Raw genomic sequence first — 15454 nt, 5'->3', positions numbered from 1 at the left:
CTCAGCCGTTGTTCTCATCTGCTTGCTGTGCGCGCTCGCGCCCGATCAGCTCGTTGAGCCACCGGACTTCGCGCTCGACCGACTCCAACCCGTGCTGCTGAAGCTCGAGCGTGTAGTTGTCCACACGCTCCCGCGTACGTGCCAGCGCGGCGCGTACGCTCTCCAGCCGTTCCTCGAGTCGGCTGCGCCGGCCCTCGAGGATCCGCAGCCGTACGTCGGCGCGGGTCTGGGCGAAGAAGGCGAAATGCACTCCGAACCCCTCGTCCTCCCAGGACGCCGGGCCGGCCTCGGACAGGAGCTCCTGAAGGCGCTCCTTCCCCTCGGCCGTGAGCTTGTAGACGATCTTCGAGCGCCGGGTGCCCCCCGGACGTGCCGCGACGGGCTCCTCGTCATCCTCTGTGATCAGTCCCTGCTCGAGCAGCTGCTTGAGGCAGGGGTAGAGGGACCCGTATGAGAACGCGCGGAACATGCCGAGCAGCGTGTTGAGCCGCTTGCGCAGCTCGTACCCGTGCATGGGGGCCTCGTGAAGCAGCCCGAGCACGGCGAGCTCCAGCACGCCGGCCTTGCTTCTCATGGCCCCTCCGTTCGACCGCTCGATTCGATGTATCGATCGAATGTATCGACTCGATACATCAGGAAGATACGTCCCCCCCGGCGCCCCTGGCAAGCGCGGCGTCCGGACGACGGGGTCGCGGCCCAGGTCGGGGCCGGAAGAATCGCCCTTCGGCACCGGCTACGAAAGGGCGAATCTCCCGAACTCGACGGAGGCGGCCCGGGCTCGGGACGGCGGGTGTGTTCAGGGAAGACGCACGTACGGTGCCTGGAATGTCACGGATCGGGGATTGCCGACCGTCGTAGTCTGCTGACATGTGGTCCCAGCGACTGGTCGTCGACTACGGGCTCGCCCGGCGGGCCACGTTGGCCGAGCTGTCATCCGGCGGCCTGACCGTCGCGGACGCGTGCGACGCGCACCCATATCTCCTGCGAGCGGCGAAGTACCATGGCGAGCCCACCGACCGGCCCTGTCCCGTCTGCCGGAAGGAGCGGCTCACCCATGTCACCTATGTGTACGGCGACGAGTTGGGCCGGTACGCGGGACGGGTCAAGGTGGCGGACGAGCTCCAGGCCATGGCCCGTGAATTCGGTGAATTCCGGGTCTATGTGGTTGAAGTGTGTCAGGGTTGTTCCTGGAACTACCTGACACTGTCCTACGTCCTTGGGCACGGAGAGACCGCTCCCGACCAGGGACATAGCGTCCGAGAGTAGTCGCACGACAGCGCGGCGTACCCGGCAGGCGGTCCTCGCTCACTTGCCTACACAGTACTGTCGGACGGATTGAAAAAGCCGTACCCCAGTGAACGAGGTCGCGTGAGTTACAGCAGCGATTACGGGCCAGAGTACGGTCGATCGGGGTCTGCTGGTCCTGCCCCGACCCGGCCGCAGCCGCAGGTTGAGGGATCCAACCTCCCCGCGCTCCCCAGCGGGCCACGCCCGGGTGGCCCGGGTCGACCCGGTGGTCCCGGCGGTCCCGGAGGTCCTGGCGGACCCGGAGGCTCAGGTGGCGGCGGTGGCCCGGGTCGCCGGCGTCCTGGGGGCGGCGGCGGTGACGGCACCCGCCGCGGCTCGGGCAAGAAGGCCAAGAGGAAGGGCTGGCGCCGCCTCCTGTCGTGGAAGCTGTGGCTCGCCGTCTTCGGCATCGGCACGCTTGCGTCCATTTGCGCGGTGGGCGTTGCGTACGCGATGGTCAAGGTGCCGAAGATCAACGCGAGCGTCCAGGAGCAGGGCACCACCATCTACTGGGGCGATAGCGCCAAGAACCCTAAGGTCATGGGGCGGTTCGGCGCCACGCGCCAGATGCTGCCCAGCCTGGACAAGGTCAGCCCGCCCATGCAGGCGGCCGCGCTCGCGGCCGAGGACCGCCATTTCTACCACGAGGCGGCGATCTCGCCTACAGGCATCGGCCGCGCGGTGTACAACAACCTCACGGGCGGCGACACCCAGGGCGGCTCGACCGTCACCCAGCAGTACGTCAAGAACGCCTACCTGGAGCAGGAGCGCACGTTCACCCGGAAGTTCAAAGAGATCTTCATCGCGGTGAAGGTCAACAAGCAGAACAGCAAGGACCAGATTCTGCTGGACTACCTGAACACCATTTACTTCGGCGCGCCGGTGAAGGGGAACCAGGGCGCCTTCAGCGTGGAGAGCGCGGCCCGCATCTGGTTCGGCACCACCGCCCAAAAGCTCACGATCCCGCAGGCGGCGCTCCTCGCGTCGAACATCAAGCAGCCCGGGTACTACACGCCCCTCGGCAAGGGACAGCAGCACACGGACACCCTGGAGCGCTACAACTGGGTGCTCCAGGGTATGCGCACGATGGGCAAGATCTCCGACGCGGACGTCGCCCGTTACCAGAACCACCTGCCGTCGGTCCGCAAGTCCAAGGGCAGCGCCTGGCAAGGGCAGAACGGCTACATCCTCGAGCGGGTACGCCAGGCACTGCTCTCCATGAAGACGATCGATCAGACCAAGATCGAGACCGGTGGCCTGCGGGTCTACACGAGCTGGGACCCCGATCTGCAGCAGAAGGCCGCGGCGGTGGTGAAGCAGAGGCTGCGCGGAATGCCCAGCGACACGCGTGTCGGCGTGGTCACGATCGACGCGAAGACCGGCGAGGTCAAGGCGGCATACGGCGGCAAGGACTTCACCAAACGATCCGTGGACGACGCCTACTTCTCGACGGCGCAGGTCGGCTCCTCGTTCAAGCCGTTCGTTCTCGCCACCGCGCTCAAACAGGGCATCAGCCTTAAGACGACGATGGACGCGACCAACCCCGCTTACATCAACACCAGCGGTGATCGCGTGCCTCGCTCGGATCCGAGCGGCCACGCCTTCTACAACGACGAAGGGAACACCAACAAGGTCGTCAACCTGGTCGACGCGACGGCGGACTCCCTCAACACGGTGTACGTGCCGCTCGGGTTCAAGGCGCATTGGCAGAACGTCCTCCAGGTCGCCGAGGACGCCGGCCTTCCCAAGGCGGCGCTACAGCGAGGGCACCCGGGCGAGGGTGGTTTCTTCCTGGGGCAGTCGGACATGCGCCCGTTGGACCTGGCCGGCGGATACGCCACGCTCGCCAACGACGGGACGTACATCGTCCCGCACAGCATCCGCAGGGTCGAGGACTCCAAGCACAAGATGCTCGCGGAACCGTCGAAGAGCGGGAAACAGGTGATCCCCTCGGAGGTCATCAAGGACGTCCAGTTCGCCATGCAGGCGGTCGTCAAGCGCGGTACCGGCAAGAACGCCCAGCTCGCCAACCGTGAGGTGGCGGGAAAGACCGGCACGACCAACGACAACTATGCCGCCTGGTTCTCCGGTTTCACGCCGCCGACCACGGGCTCCAAGCCGAAGCAGTACGTGACGACGGTCGGCATGTGGCGGTATGTCGATCAGGTCACCAAGGGCAAGCACAAGCATGCGGGCTACTACAAGAAGCTGCAGAACGTCGGCGGATACGGCCACATCAACGGTGGTGACCTGCCCGCGCGCATCTGGCACGACTACATGACCCAGGCGCTGGACGGCACGACGACCGGGTCGTTCCCGCCGCCGGCGTACGTCGGCGAGAACAAGATGTTCGCCACGCCGAGCCCGACGGCGACCACGCCGACGCCGTCGCCGACGCCGACGTGCCAGGAGGGTCAGATCCCGCAGCTCGACCACTGCAAGCCGAGCAAGACGCAGGACCCGACCGACCCGCGGGGGTGCATCAAGCACCCGAACCGCCCGCAGTGTCACTCGACCGGGCCCACTTCTCCGACTCCGACTGGCACGTGCAAGCCGTGGGACCTCAACTGCTCGTCGCCCACGCCGGGCTCGGGCGGCGGCGGGGGAGGGCGTAACGAGACGCAGGGACGGGCGGCGCGGCCCTTCAGGGAATAACCTGCTGGCATGCCGGAGTCACAACTGATCGACGGGGCCGGGGGAGCCGCGGGCTCCCCCGGCCCCGCCGGTGTCCGTACGGGCCTCCGGCAGCTGCTGCCGCTGCTCGTGTCCACGACCGCCGTCGTGTCCGTCCTGGGGTACCTGCAGAAGGTCCCGTGCAAGCGGGCGGGCTTCGACTTCATCCCGACGGTCCGCAACGCCTGCTACACCGACATCTATCCGCTGTACTTCGGGCGCGGCCTGGCCGACGGCAAGATCCCGTACCTCGACAAGATCCCTGAGCCGGTCGAGTACCCGGTGCTCACCGGCGGCCTCATGCAGGCCGCGGCGACGCCGGCGCGCTGGTTCGGTGGTGCCGACGTCGTTTCACGCGGCATGTGGTTCTTCAACCTGACCGCCGTGCTCCTCGTGCTCTGCGCGGCGGTGACCGTGCTCGCGACGGCGCTGGTCGCCGGGCGGCAGAGTCGCCGGGCCGGGCTGATGGTCGCGGCGTCGCCCGCGCTGCTCCTCACCGCGTACATCAACTGGGACCTGCTCGCCGTCGCCCTGTCCGCGCTGGCGCTGGCGGCCTGGGCGCGCCGTCGCCCCGGTCTCGCGGGCGGATTGCTGGGTCTCGCGGTCGCGGCGAAGTTCTATCCCCTGATCTTCCTCGGTCCGCTGTTCCTGCTGTGCCTGCGCGCGGGGAAGTGGCGGGAGTTCGGCCGGTTGCTGGCGGGCACGGTCGTCGCGTGGCTGGTCGTCAATGTGCCGATCATGCTGGCGGCCTGGGACAGCTGGAGCCGGTTCTACACGTTCAACCAGAAACGCTCGGTCGACTGGGGCTCGGTCTTCTTCCTGGCCGAGCGCAAGGGCATGTCGTCCGTCGACAACGTGCCGACACTGAACCTGATGGGCGAGGTCGGATTCGTCGTCCTCGCGTTGGCCGTCGCGCTGCTCGTGCTGTTCGCCCCGCGCCGTCCCCGGCTGCCGCAGGTGCTGTTCCTGACGCTGGCGGCGTTCCTGCTGACCAACAAGGTCTGGTCGCCGCAGTACGTCCTGTGGCTGGTGCCGCTGGTCGCGCTGGCCCGGCCTAAGCTCCCTGCCTTCCTGCTGTGGCAGGCGGGGGAGGTCGTCTACTTCTTCGGCATCTGGTGGTACCTCCTGGCCGGAGCGAAACAGCATCCCGGCGTGGGGCTGTCCGCCACCCTGTCCGCCGTCTTCTCCGGGCACGCCCCGGCGGCGGGCATCGATGACAACGTCTACTACATCGCCCTGCTGGCACGCTTCCTGACCGTGCTGCTCCTGGTCGTCCTCGTCGTGGTCGACATCCTCGTGCCCCGGCTCGACGTCGTGCGAGCCGACGGCGTGGACGATCCGGCGGGCGGCGTCCTCGACGGCGCCGAGGACCGCGTCGCGCTGGTGCGCCGTCCCGCTCCGTGGCCCGCCTGACCCATGGACCAGGCGAGACGCCGGTACGGCATCGGCGCGGACCGGCTCCGCCATGGCGACCGTCTCGCCCTGGGCGCCTGGGGCGGTACGCGTATCGCCGTGCTGGGGATCTCGCTCCTCGCCTCGGCGCTGTGGTCGCACGGTGACCTGCACGACTCCTTTCTCGATCGATGGACCCAGTGGGACGTCGACCATTTCATCGAGATCGCCCAGTACGGCTACGGCGGGAACCCCGCTCACCCACCGGACGCCGGGCTGCCGGCGTTCTTTCCGGGCCTGCCGCTCATGCTGCGCGCCGTCCATCCGCTCATCCCCGACTGGCGGCTGTCGGCACTGCTGATCGGTTTCGTGGCCGGAGCGGTGGCCATGGTGGCGCTGTCCCGGCTCGGCGAGAACCTCGCGGAGACGGACGGGGCCGCGGCGGCCGGTGCGCACGCCGACCGCCGCCCGAGGCTGGGGGCGCACGCCGGCTCGTCCGGGAGCACCGGTCTCGTGGGTCCGCGGGCGGTGCTCGCGCTGCTGCTCAGCCCGTATGCCGTGTTCCTGTTCGCCGGTTACTCCGAGAGCCTCTTCCTGGCGTTCGCCCTGCCGGCCTGGCTGCTGGCGCGGCAGCGGCGATGGGCGGCCGCGACCCTGTGCGCCGCGGGCGCGACGTGCGTGCGGGTGACGGGACTCTTCCTCGCCGTCGCGCTGATCGTGGAGTTCGTCACCGCGGACCGGCGGTGGCGGGCGGCCCCGTGGCTGGCCGTGCCGTTCCTGCCGGCCCTGGGCTACACCGTCTACCAGTGGCGGCGTACGGGCGACTGGTCGGCGTGGCAGCACGCGCAGCAGGCCGGCTGGGGACGCTCGACGGTGTCGCCGTGGACCTCCCTGCGGACGACGTGGCAGGCGGCCTTCGATACGCACGATCAGTTCACCACGGCCTTCCGGGTGGAACTGATCGCGGCCGCCGTGGGCGTCGCGCTGACCTGCTGGCTGCTGGCCCGGCGCCGGTGGGCGGAGAGCGCGTACGTCGGGTTGCAGCTGGCCTCGCTGCTGACCTCGGCGTACTACCTGTCGATCGGCCGGGCGACGCTGCTGTGGTGGCCGCTGTGGCTGGCGGCCGGCCGGTGCCGGCGCCCCGCGTACCTCGTGTTGATCGCCGTCTTCGTGCCCCTGATGACGGCCGAAGTCGTGATCTACAACTCCGGAGGATGGGCGGGCTGACGCGGGACGGGTGTACGGAGGATCATCGAAGGTAGAACAGCGACCGGTACGACCGTCGAACCTTCGAGCGGGTGACTCATGATCGCGGAGCTGCTGGCCGGACACCGGGAGCCGGGCGTGTACACCTGGCCCGTCGACCGGAAGGAGGCCGCGCGTGGTGTCACCGAGGCCGAACGCGCCGGATGGCGGGCCTTCTGGCTCAACGGCCACGGTGTCCACGACAAGCAGGCGCTCCTCGACCGCTGTGTCGAGGAGTTCCTCCTGCCGTCCTACTTCGGCCGCAACTGGGACGCCCTCCAGGACAGCCTGACCGACCTGTCCTGGGTACCGGCGAACTCCGGTTACCTGGTGGTGTACGACCGCTGGCGTGAGCTGGCCGACGCCGACCCCGAGGCCCACCGGACGCTGCTGGACGTCTTCGGCACCGCCGTCGAGTCCTGGCGGAACACCCCGACCCCGATGGCCGTGCTCCTGCTGGTCACCGAGGAGGACCGCGAGGACACCCCGGTAGGACTTCCGGACGACTGAGCCGTCTCCCCGTTTTCCACAGGCTGTGGAGATGCGGGCGACGTGTGCGCGGCGTATCGGGCGGTCCACCACGGCGGCAAGTCATCCACAGGCTGTGGAAAAGTCTCGCCCGCCGATCGCCTCAGCCGAGGCGTGACGCCGACGCCACGATCATGGCCTTCGCCCTACCCGCACCACGTCCCCCGCGCGAGGTGTCCCCCTCCCCCCTCGCTGGAGGGAGGGCCGGGACCGGTTCCGATGGCGTCCAGTGCGGACCGGGTCCCGGGCCGAACCGGGACGCTCTTCAAGCGGCCGCAGGCGTCCAGGAGGCCATGATCGGCGAGGGTTTTCGCACCGATGGAAGCGAAAACCCTCGATGATCAACCGTATGGCCCGGATAATCTGGGACTGGGATTCCCTCTCCTCCGGAGGGCTCATGGAGCTACGTGCCGACTTTTCGACGGGTGAGCGCATTCGTCACTTCCGTGAGAAACGTGGCATGACACGTGCCGTTGTGGCGAATCTCGTCGGTTACTCCTCGGACTGGCTCAAGCGAATCGAGGCGGGGCAACGAGGAGTGTCGATCCCGGCGCTCGTCCGGCTGGCGCGGGTCCTGAAAGTCGATGATCTGTCCGAGCTCATCAACGGCGCCATGCCGATGCCCGTCAGTGCGTGGGAGGGGCCGGCGCACCCGGCTGCGACAGCAGTCCGGACGATCGTCGGTGAGACGAGATTCCGTCTGGCCCGGACCGACACCGCCGCACCGGATGTGCAAGAGCTGTCTTCTCGAGTACGGCGAGCCTGGCAGGACTGGCATTCCCTGGCCGACAACCATTCGGTGGTCGCGAGTGTGCTGCCCGCTCTGATCGGCGAACTCGAGCGGTCGGCGATCGTTCTGGAAGGAGCCATGCGGCGTGCGGCCAATGCCGCTCTTGCCAGCGCCTATGGCCTGGCGCAGCACTTGGCGGTGGACCTGGTCGAGCCTGAGATCGGCCGGGTGATCGCCGACCGGGCGGCCCGGGCGGCGCAGGCGGCCGACGACCCGGTCAGTCTGGCGTTCGGCGCATGGACGCATGGCCACGTGCTGCGGTCCGTGGATGCCGACGCGGCTCTGCGCACCGTACGCGAGGCCGCGACCGAACTGCGGAGGCACATGGAAGGCGACAACGACGCCGCCGGTCTTTACGGCAGTCTCTGTCTGCATATGGCGATCAGCGCCGCCTATCAGGGACGGGACGGCGAGGCCTGGCAGCTTTGGGATGTTGCCGACGAGGTCGCCAGAAATCTTCCCAATGGTTATTTTCATCCGCAGACGATATTCGGGTCTTCCAACGTGGACATCCACGGTGTGAGCCTCGCGGCCGAACTGCGCCGTTTCGGTGAGGCGGTCGCCAGGGCGGAACGGATCGTCCCGGGCGAGGTTCCGTCACGTGAACGCCGAGGACGTCTCTACGGAGAGATCGCTGCGGGCCACATGCAGCGGCGCGAACTTGAGGACGCTCGGCGCTATCTGGAGCTGGCGTATGTCGAGTCGCCGGAGGAAGTGCCGTTCTCCCCGTTGACGCGCGGAGTCGCCGTCGAATTGGTGCGTACTTCGCGGGGCGGTCTTAAGGCCGACGCCGTGAGGCTGGCGGAGCGAATCGGGGTTCTCCCGGCCGGTTAGCCGGAATCCTCCCGGCCTGTCGAGGCGAATGGGGACGGGCTGTCCCTCCTGGGCTTCCGGTGTCTGCCTACCGTTTCCATTGCTACGCAGCGCGATCCGTCGATCGCCATGTGTGAACGGGTCGGAACTCGGCAACGGAAGGTGGATGGGTCATGGGCGAGGAGACGCCTGCCGGAACGATGATCCGTCATCTGCAGAATGTAAAGAAGTGCGCCGAAGAGACCGGATTGGTGGGGCGCGTCGTACAGATCGATCCGGCGAGGCCGCCGGTGCTGGTGGTGATCAATCCGTACGCCCACGCGATGTCGGAGGAGATCGCGTGCAGCCTGCGGGACGATGGCGACTGGTGGCTGCACTGGTCGTGGGGCGAGCCGATCTGCCGCGCCGACGACCTCGACGCCGCAGCCGCGGCCGTACGGCGGGTCGTGTGGGGTGACCACCGTTGATCGCCTGGTCCGATGAGGCGATCGATCCGTCAGTGTGGCTGTATCACCTCCGCCGCACATTCCCTCACGTCGGTTTTCTTTGGGACGGCCGGCGGTGGATCGCCATCCAGGGCAGGGATCGCGTCATGGTCGCCATGAGTCCGACCGAACTGTACGACCGGTTGATGGCCCGCCGGGAACAGACGAGCGCTCATCGGCGATAGGGGGCCGGCGGGCTTCAAGACGGTGATTCATGCTGCGGTCTCGACGGAGGGGGGCTCGCGCCGGGAGGCGTCTTCCGGCGCGAGACGCCCTGGTCAGCAGCCGAGGTCGCCGGTGGTGGCGTCGGGTTCATCGCCGAGCAGCGCGGCGATGATGCCGAGGCCGTGCGACTGCACCGCGCGGGATACGTCGCGGCACGCGCCATCGGCGACCCCCGTGCGGTCGCCCTCGCCGTCGAGGGACTCGCCGGGGCCGAGGCGTGCGCGGGCCGGGCCGGACGCGCCGCGACCCTGCTCGGGGCGGCCTCGGCGCTGCGCCGCTCCATCGGGGCTCCACTGCCGCCCGGCGAGCGCGGCGACGTCGACCGGATCGCCACGGCGGCCCGAGTCACTCTGGGCGACGAGGCGTTCCGGGCGGCGTTCACCCGAGGCACCGGCCTGGACGCCCACGCCGCGGTGGATGGGGAACCCGGATCCGCCTGACCGGCCGCCTGGCCCTCACCGGTGCACGGACGGCGGCGAGGTCAGAGGTGCTCGCGGAGCCAGGCGATGTCGGCGGCCTGCCCGTCGCCGGGCGTCTCCACGATCACCGGCGCTCCGGCCGCGCGTATGACGGCGAGGATCAGCTCCGGGTCGATCTGCCCATCGCCGATGTTGGCGTGCCGGTCGGCGCCGGAGCCGAAGGCGTCACGGCTGTCGTTGCAGTGCACCAGGTCGATCCGGCCGGTGATGGCCTTGACGCGCTCCACGACGTCGACGAGATCCTCACCCGCCGCGTGGGCGTGGCAGGTGTCCAGGCAGAACCCGACGTCGAAACCGTCGAGGGCCTCCCACAACCGGGCGATCCGGTCGAGCTTGCGGGCCATGGCGTTGTCGCCGCCCGCGGTGTTCTCGATGAGAACGGGGACCGGGCGGTCCTCCATCCGCTCGAAGACCTTCCGCCAGTTGTCGAAGCCGGACTGCGGATCGTCGTTCTTCAGCACGTGGCCGCCGTGCACGATCAGACCCTTGGCGCCGATCTTCGCCGCACCCTCGAGTTGCTGCGTGAGGATCTTGCGGCTCGGGATCCGGATGCGGTTGTTGGGCGACGCGACGTTGACGACGTACGGCGCGTGGACGTACACGTCGACGTCGGAGTCGCGGATCGCCTCGTGGCCCTCGGGCAGGACGGGGGCCTTCCAACCCTGGGGATCTCCGAGGAAGAACTGGACCGCCTCGGCCTTCTTCGCGGCCGCGGCGGCGAGCGGGTCGGTCTGGTCGACGTGGGCTCCGATTCGCAGCATGACGACGAGCCTACGCGTGCGGTCGGACGAGGACGGCGACCGGCGAGGATCCGGTGACGCGGAACAGCCGGTCCGGTGAAGAGGACCGGCGGCCGGGGTCAGATCGCGAAGCCGCCATGGGACAGGCCGAGGCCGACGCCGACGAACGCCATGCCGATCCCCAGGACGTTCAGCCAGCGCTCGGGGGTGGTCGCGGAGACCATCTGGGAGTAGAGGCCGAAGAAGAACGCCGCGATCCCCACGCACACGGCGATGAAGTGCGTGTCGTGGACGGCGCCGAGAACGAAGGCGACGAAGCCGGCGACCACGGTGGCGATCGCGAGGGAGTTCTCCAAAGGATGTGCCTGGCGAGCGGTGAGGCGTCGTGGAATCGCTGCTGGTGACATTCGGTCTGCCACCTCCTCCGAGGGACGGTTTCTCCCAGGGTGTTCCTCGTCGCGGTGCTGGTCAAGCCCCTGGTCGGGGTCGTCGGGGCGGCGAGCGTTCTGTCGGTCCCGCGCGATAGTGTCGAACGTGGTTTCGAACGGAGGATGCCATGACGATGATCACTCGTGACCTGGCCGGCATCGACGACGCCGAGTTGGTCGAGGAGCTGTCCATGCTGACGACCCAGACGGCTCGCATGCGGTCGCGGATGGCCGACATCATGTCCGAGCTCGACCGGCGCCGGGGCCGTTAGCCGGTCACCGCAAGCGTGCCGATTGAGCTGCCGGTTGTTGGTAGCCTGTGTCGGTCTCGCGTTCCGATACGCGGGGCGACGCAAGAGCCCTCCTGTCACGGAGAGACCGTGACCGCACCAGTCCAAAGGAGGTTGGGACCCGCATGCGTCGTTACGAAGTGATGGTCATCCTCGACCCGAACACCGAGGAGCGCACGGTCCAGCCGTCGCTCGACCAGTTCCTCACCGTGGTGAAGGACGATGGTGGCAGCGTGGAGAAGGTCGACGTCTGGGGCCGCCGGCGCCTGTCGTACGACATCGCCAAGAAGTCCGAAGGCATCTACGCGATCGTCGACCTGACGGCCACGCCCGCCACGGTCAAAGAGCTTGACCGGCAGCTGAACCTGCAGGAGACGATCCTGCGCACCAAGGTCATCCGCCCCGAGGCCCACTGACCGTCTCCTGCTAGCCCAGGACCTGTCAGCCCACGACACGAAACGATCCGTAACCGGAGAGCCGCATGGCAGCAGGCGACACCCAGATCACGATCGTCGGCAACCTGGTCGCCGACCCCGAACTCCGCTTCACCCCCAACGGGCAAGCGGTGGCGACCTTCCGCGTGGCCTCCACCCCTCGCTTCCGCGACCAGCAGTCCGGTGAGTGGAAGGACGGCGAGAGCCTGTTCATGACCTGCAACGTCTGGCGGCAGGCGGCCGAGAACGTCGCCGAGAGCCTCCAGCGCGGCATGCGGGTCATGGTTCAGGGCCGTCTGAAGCAGCGGTCGTACGAGACCCGCGAGGGTGAGAAGCGCACCGTCTTCGAGATAGAGGCCGACGATGTCGGCCCGTCCCTGAAGAACGCCACCGCCAAGGTCAACAAGAGCCAGCGGCAGGGTGGCGGAGGCGGCTTCGGCGGGGGCGGTGGCGGCGGCTTCGGCGGCGGGGGTCAGGGCGGCGGCGGTCAGGGCGGCGGCTTCGGCGGCAGTCAGGGCGGTCAGGGCGGTCAGGGCGGAGGCGGCTTCGGCGGAGGTGGCAACGCACCTGCCGACGACCCCTGGGCGACCGGGGGCGGCGGCGGTGGTGGATTCTCCGACGACCCGCCGTTCTAAGTCTTCACGGGCATCACTCATCATCCGACCGACCATTCCCGCGTAAGCGGGGCTCTCTTCTTAAGGGGCACCACGATGGCGAAACCACCACCACGCAAGCCGAAGAAGAAGGTTTGCCTGTTCTGCCAGGAGAAGCTCTCCTACGTCGACTACAAGGACACGGCGCTGCTGCGCAAGTTCATCTCCGACCGCGGCAAGATCCGCGCTCGCCGGGTGACGGGCAACTGCACCCAGCACCAGCGTGACGTCGCCACCGCGATCAAGAACGCCCGCGAGATGGCGCTGCTGCCGTACACCAGCACGGCTCGCTGAGAAAGGAGTCACTCTTCATGAAGCTCATCCTGACTCAGCAGGTCTCCGGCCTCGGCGCTCCCGGCGAGGTCGTCGAGGTCAAGGACGGTTACGGCCGTAACTACCTGATCCCGCGCGGCTTCGCGATCCTGTGGACCCGCGGTGCGGAGAAGCAGATCGACTCGATCCGCAAGGCCCGCGCGGCCCGTGAGATCGCCAGTGTCGACCAGGCGGAGGCCATCCGCGGCGACCTGGAGAAGCTCAAGGTCCGGCTGCGGACGCGCGCCGGTGACAGCGGCCGGCTGTTCGGTGCCATCACCCCGTCCGACATCGCCGGTGCCGTGAAGGCGTCCGGTGGCCCGGTGCTGGACAAGCGCCGCATCGAGGTGAAGAACCCGATCAAGACGGTCGGCTCTCACGAGGTCGCGGTGCGCCTGCACCCTGAGGTGAGCGCGAAGATCTCTCTCGAGGTTCTCGCCGGCTGACCTTTCGATCAGCATGAAGGGCCGGGTTCCCCACGGACCCGGCCTTTCGCGCGTTCTCGGGTGCCGTAGTTCCACGTGAAACACCCAATTCGGCCTCCTCGCATTCCGTGCTCTGATCACTACGCTTGGCGATCAGTCGTCCACGGGGGGTGGCCGCGGTCGTGGGTGAGGGGACGCTGCGCCGGAATGTGCTGCGGGCGATGCTGGGTGTCGTCGCCGCCGACGTCATGATGGCCGGCGGGATGATGTGGGCGAACGCCGACGTGACGCCGAGGGTGTACACGCGCAAGGAGTGGGGTGCGGCGCCGCCCAGGCGCCCGTCTCGGGTGCTCGACCGCGCGCCGGACCACATCATCGTGCACCACACCGCGTCGCCCAATGTGCCGAGCCTGTCGCGGGCTCACGCCTTCGCGCTTTCGCGGCAGATCCAGCATGACCACATGCAGTCCCAGGGCTGGGACGACATCGGGGAGCAGCTGACGATCAGCCGGGGTGGTCACGTCATGGAGGGGCGGGCCGGTTCGCTGCAGGCCATCCAGCAGGGGCGGTTGGTCGTCGGCGCGCAGTCGCTGCATCACAACGATCACACGATCGGCATCGAGAACGAGGGAACGTACCTGAAAGAGGACGTGCCCGGCGGCCTGTGGGAGTCACTGGTCGGCGTCTGTGTCTGGCTGTGCACGGCCCACCAGCTCGATCCGGCCGTCGCGATCATCGGTCACCGCGACTACAACCAGACGGACTGCCCGGGCGATGTGCTGTACCGGCGGCTGCCCCGCCTGCGGGAGGAGGTGGCGCGTGCGCTGGACGACCTGGCCCGCCGCACCGGGCCGCCGCCGCCCGACGAGCGACGGCGCATGACCTCGCGTCATCACCGCCGGCTGCGGGATCATCCGGGCTGACGGGCTGACGGGCTGACGGGCTGACGGGCTGACGGGCTGACGGGCTGACGGGCTGACGGGCTGACGGGCTGACGGGCCGGTGCGGCGGACGCGGCGGGTGCTCGGCGTCCCGGCGAGGAGGCCCGGGCCGCGCCGGGCCGCGCCCGGCCCCATCGCTCAGGACTCCACGGTCGAATAGCAGGCGCGGCGGCGGGCGATCTCGGGGTCGAGCCCCTCGACGAGGGCCCAGATGCCAGCCACCCGCTCAGCCCACGCGTCCGGCGGAAGGCCGCCCAGGCCTTCGGCCGCCAGGTCGTCGATCGCTCGAGTGAGGCGAGCCAGGCGCTCCCCTTTTGTAGAACACATGTTCGAAGTCTAGCGTCACCGACCGACACGGGAGCGTATTTCCGCGCCTTCGACGCGCGGTCATCTTCGCCGCCGGACATGGCGCTCACGTGCCGCGTCGAGGTAAGCCTGCCGGAGGCCACCGACATCCTCGCAACCCCTTTCCGGCTCATCGGGCGACGCCGGCGACGGTCGGAGGCCGGGATCAGGCGGCCACGTGTGCGGTCCCGCGGCGTGGGGTGACGCGGTCGCGTACCCGTCCGACCGCGGCGGCGGCGGGCCAGAGGCGGGTCGCCAGGTTCCGGGCCGCGATTCCGGTGCGGGTGGCGGGGACCATCAGTGCGGCGGCCGTCGCGACGTTGTTCTGCTTGGGATCGACCAGGGTGCGGTGCCGTGCCTCGTACCGCGCGAAGGCCGCCTGCGGGTCGGCGGGGGTGGCGGCCAGTTCCTCGGCGAGGGTGTACGCGCCCGCCATGGCGAGGGTGGAGCCGTCGCCGAACAACGACACCGATGAGGCGGCGTCGCCGAGGAGCGCGACGCGGCGACCCCGACCTGCTCGGCAAGCTGGTCGCCTCCCGTGACACCGCCATCGATGAACGGCACGGCAGGATGGCCCACGCCTACCTGAAGCTGCTCTCCGCACACGGCCTGCTCCGCGACGACATGGACATCGACGAGCTCGGCTACGCCTACCAGGCGACCTTCGAGGGCTTCCTGCGCGCCGAGGAATCCGGCCCCGAAGACGGCCTCGACCGGCGGGCGGCCCTGCTCGCGCAGACCGTCCGGCGGGCGTTCGAGGTCGATTCGGTCTCCCCTGACGCCCCGCTGGAGGACGTCGCCGCCGCCACCGTCACCCTGCTCGACGAGCTGATCGCCGCCGACCGCGCCGAATCCGACATCCCCGAGGCATGACGCCCACGCCCCGTCCGAGTGAGCGGACCGGGTGGTCCTGAGTCTCGGCCGGATGGTCGTGCGAGTGCCGGAGATCTTCGCCTCCGCCGACAGCTC

At 68.9% G+C, this 15454-nt stretch carries 20 protein-coding genes; 15 read left to right on the top strand and 5 right to left on the bottom strand.

Annotated elements, in window-relative coordinates; translation table 11 throughout:
* Nucleotide 1 precedes the first annotated feature (1 nt).
* Nucleotides 2–574: a PadR family transcriptional regulator gene (locus NE236_RS20040; RefSeq protein WP_252843560.1), complete on the bottom strand. Its 573-nt coding sequence runs from the start codon at nt 572–574 to the stop codon at nt 2–4.
* A 293-nt stretch (nt 575–867) separates the two neighbouring features.
* Between NE236_RS20040 and NE236_RS20035 the strand changes: the two genes are divergently transcribed.
* The 8 genes from NE236_RS20035 to NE236_RS20000 all read left to right on the top strand — a co-directional run bounded on the left by NE236_RS20035 (nt 868) and on the right by NE236_RS20000 (nt 9878).
* Nucleotides 868–1266: a DUF5318 family protein gene (locus NE236_RS20035; protein WP_252843559.1), complete on the top strand. Its 399-nt coding sequence runs from the start codon at nt 868–870 to the stop codon at nt 1264–1266.
* Between the two features lie 456 nt (nt 1267–1722).
* Nucleotides 1723–3942, top strand: a complete 2220-nt coding sequence (locus NE236_RS20030) for a transglycosylase domain-containing protein (RefSeq protein WP_252843558.1) — start codon at nt 1723–1725, stop codon at nt 3940–3942.
* A gap of 9 nt (nt 3943–3951) precedes the next feature.
* Nucleotides 3952–5373 carry a glycosyltransferase family 87 protein gene (locus NE236_RS20025; RefSeq protein WP_252843557.1) on the top strand — a complete coding sequence of 474 codons (1422 nt, stop codon included), beginning with the start codon at nt 3952–3954 and terminating at the stop codon, nt 5371–5373.
* Between the two features lie 3 nt (nt 5374–5376).
* On the top strand, nt 5377–6579 hold the full coding sequence (locus NE236_RS20020; protein WP_252843556.1) for a glycosyltransferase family protein: 1203 nt from the start codon (nt 5377–5379) through the stop codon (nt 6577–6579).
* Between the two features lie 78 nt (nt 6580–6657).
* Nucleotides 6658–7107, top strand: coding sequence for a barstar family protein (locus NE236_RS20015; protein ID WP_252843555.1), 450 nt, complete (start codon nt 6658–6660; stop codon nt 7105–7107).
* Nucleotides 7108–7522: 415 nt separating this feature from the next.
* Nucleotides 7523–8749, top strand: a complete 1227-nt coding sequence (locus NE236_RS20010; protein ID WP_252843554.1) for a helix-turn-helix domain-containing protein — start codon at nt 7523–7525, stop codon at nt 8747–8749.
* A 152-nt stretch (nt 8750–8901) separates the two neighbouring features.
* Nucleotides 8902–9195: a hypothetical protein gene (locus NE236_RS20005; RefSeq protein ID WP_252843553.1), complete on the top strand. Its 294-nt coding sequence runs from the start codon at nt 8902–8904 to the stop codon at nt 9193–9195.
* A 365-nt stretch (nt 9196–9560) separates the two neighbouring features.
* On the top strand, nt 9561–9878 hold the full coding sequence (locus NE236_RS20000; protein WP_252843552.1) for a hypothetical protein: 318 nt from the start codon (nt 9561–9563) through the stop codon (nt 9876–9878).
* Nucleotides 9879–9919: 41 nt separating this feature from the next.
* On the opposite strand, the gene NE236_RS19995 is transcribed toward NE236_RS20000, so the two are convergent.
* Together NE236_RS19995 and NE236_RS19990 are read right to left on the bottom strand one after the other, a co-directional pair.
* Nucleotides 9920–10678, bottom strand: coding sequence for a deoxyribonuclease IV (locus NE236_RS19995; protein WP_252843551.1), 759 nt, complete (start codon nt 10676–10678; stop codon nt 9920–9922).
* A gap of 98 nt (nt 10679–10776) precedes the next feature.
* On the bottom strand, nt 10777–11064 hold the full coding sequence (locus NE236_RS19990) for a hypothetical protein (protein WP_252843550.1): 288 nt from the start codon (nt 11062–11064) through the stop codon (nt 10777–10779).
* 149 nt (nt 11065–11213) lie between these two features.
* Between NE236_RS19990 and NE236_RS19985 the strand changes: the two genes are divergently transcribed.
* The 6 genes from NE236_RS19985 (at nt 11214) to NE236_RS19960 (ending at nt 14122) form a co-directional block, all read left to right on the top strand.
* On the top strand, nt 11214–11357 hold the full coding sequence (locus NE236_RS19985; protein WP_252843549.1) for a hypothetical protein: 144 nt from the start codon (nt 11214–11216) through the stop codon (nt 11355–11357).
* 143 nt (nt 11358–11500) lie between these two features.
* Nucleotides 11501–11791 (top strand): 30S ribosomal protein S6, encoded by a 291-nt coding sequence (gene rpsF / locus NE236_RS19980; RefSeq protein ID WP_252843548.1) that lies wholly within the window; start codon nt 11501–11503, stop codon nt 11789–11791.
* 65 nt (nt 11792–11856) lie between these two features.
* Nucleotides 11857–12444: a single-stranded DNA-binding protein gene (locus NE236_RS19975; RefSeq protein WP_252843547.1), complete on the top strand. Its 588-nt coding sequence runs from the start codon at nt 11857–11859 to the stop codon at nt 12442–12444.
* Between the two features lie 75 nt (nt 12445–12519).
* Nucleotides 12520–12756: a 30S ribosomal protein S18 gene (rpsR, locus tag NE236_RS19970; protein WP_141956231.1), complete on the top strand. Its 237-nt coding sequence runs from the start codon at nt 12520–12522 to the stop codon at nt 12754–12756.
* 17 nt (nt 12757–12773) lie between these two features.
* Nucleotides 12774–13220, top strand: a complete 447-nt coding sequence (gene rplI / locus NE236_RS19965) for a 50S ribosomal protein L9 (protein WP_252843546.1) — start codon at nt 12774–12776, stop codon at nt 13218–13220.
* A 161-nt stretch (nt 13221–13381) separates the two neighbouring features.
* Complete coding sequence (locus NE236_RS19960) at nt 13382–14122, top strand: peptidoglycan recognition protein family protein (protein ID WP_252843545.1); 741 nt, start codon at nt 13382–13384, stop codon at nt 14120–14122.
* Between the two features lie 156 nt (nt 14123–14278).
* Here NE236_RS19960 and NE236_RS19955 read toward each other — a convergent pair whose 3' ends face one another.
* Both NE236_RS19955 and NE236_RS19950 read right to left on the bottom strand, forming a co-directional pair.
* Nucleotides 14279–14467: a hypothetical protein gene (locus tag NE236_RS19955; protein WP_252843544.1), complete on the bottom strand. Its 189-nt coding sequence runs from the start codon at nt 14465–14467 to the stop codon at nt 14279–14281.
* Nucleotides 14468–14651: 184 nt separating this feature from the next.
* Nucleotides 14652–14954, bottom strand: a complete 303-nt coding sequence (locus tag NE236_RS19950; protein WP_252843543.1) for a Rossmann-fold NAD(P)-binding domain-containing protein — start codon at nt 14952–14954, stop codon at nt 14652–14654.
* Between the two features lie 2 nt (nt 14955–14956).
* Between NE236_RS19950 and NE236_RS19945 the strand changes: the two genes are divergently transcribed.
* Nucleotides 14957–15358 (top strand): hypothetical protein, encoded by a 402-nt coding sequence (locus NE236_RS19945; RefSeq protein WP_252843542.1) that lies wholly within the window; start codon nt 14957–14959, stop codon nt 15356–15358.
* Nucleotides 15359–15454: the final 96 nt, after the last annotated feature.

The sequence above is a fragment of the Actinoallomurus purpureus genome (genome assembly GCF_024055795.1).
GTDB classification, from domain to species: Bacteria; Actinomycetota; Actinomycetes; order Streptosporangiales; family Streptosporangiaceae; genus Actinoallomurus; species Actinoallomurus purpureus.
This window is presented reverse-complemented; position numbering and strand designations above follow the sequence as displayed.

Excerpts from the sequence above, each read along its gene's own strand:
- NE236_RS20020 (WP_252843556.1), top strand. The coding sequence starts at position 5,377 with ATGGACCAGGCGAGACGCCGGTACGGCATCGGCGCGGACCGGCTCCGC.
- NE236_RS19955 (WP_252843544.1), bottom strand. The coding sequence starts at position 14,467 with ATGTGTTCTACAAAAGGGGAGCGCCTGGCTCGCCTCACTCGAGCGATC.
- NE236_RS20035 (WP_252843559.1), top strand. The coding sequence starts at position 868 with ATGTGGTCCCAGCGACTGGTCGTCGACTACGGGCTCGCCCGGCGGGCC.
- rpsR (WP_141956231.1), top strand. The coding sequence starts at position 12,520 with ATGGCGAAACCACCACCACGCAAGCCGAAGAAGAAGGTTTGCCTGTTC.
- rplI (WP_252843546.1), top strand. The coding sequence starts at position 12,774 with ATGAAGCTCATCCTGACTCAGCAGGTCTCCGGCCTCGGCGCTCCCGGC.
- NE236_RS20005 (WP_252843553.1), top strand. The coding sequence starts at position 8,902 with ATGGGCGAGGAGACGCCTGCCGGAACGATGATCCGTCATCTGCAGAAT.
- NE236_RS19990 (WP_252843550.1), bottom strand. The coding sequence starts at position 11,064 with ATGTCACCAGCAGCGATTCCACGACGCCTCACCGCTCGCCAGGCACAT.
- NE236_RS19985 (WP_252843549.1), top strand. The coding sequence starts at position 11,214 with ATGACGATGATCACTCGTGACCTGGCCGGCATCGACGACGCCGAGTTG.
- rpsF (WP_252843548.1), top strand. The coding sequence starts at position 11,501 with ATGCGTCGTTACGAAGTGATGGTCATCCTCGACCCGAACACCGAGGAG.
- NE236_RS20040 (WP_252843560.1), bottom strand. The coding sequence starts at position 574 with ATGAGAAGCAAGGCCGGCGTGCTGGAGCTCGCCGTGCTCGGGCTGCTT.
- NE236_RS19995 (WP_252843551.1), bottom strand. The coding sequence starts at position 10,678 with ATGCTGCGAATCGGAGCCCACGTCGACCAGACCGACCCGCTCGCCGCC.
- NE236_RS20010 (WP_252843554.1), top strand. The coding sequence starts at position 7,523 with ATGGAGCTACGTGCCGACTTTTCGACGGGTGAGCGCATTCGTCACTTC.
- NE236_RS20025 (WP_252843557.1), top strand. The coding sequence starts at position 3,952 with ATGCCGGAGTCACAACTGATCGACGGGGCCGGGGGAGCCGCGGGCTCC.
- NE236_RS19945 (WP_252843542.1), top strand. The coding sequence starts at position 14,957 with ATGAGGCGGCGTCGCCGAGGAGCGCGACGCGGCGACCCCGACCTGCTC.
- NE236_RS20015 (WP_252843555.1), top strand. The coding sequence starts at position 6,658 with ATGATCGCGGAGCTGCTGGCCGGACACCGGGAGCCGGGCGTGTACACC.
- NE236_RS19975 (WP_252843547.1), top strand. The coding sequence starts at position 11,857 with ATGGCAGCAGGCGACACCCAGATCACGATCGTCGGCAACCTGGTCGCC.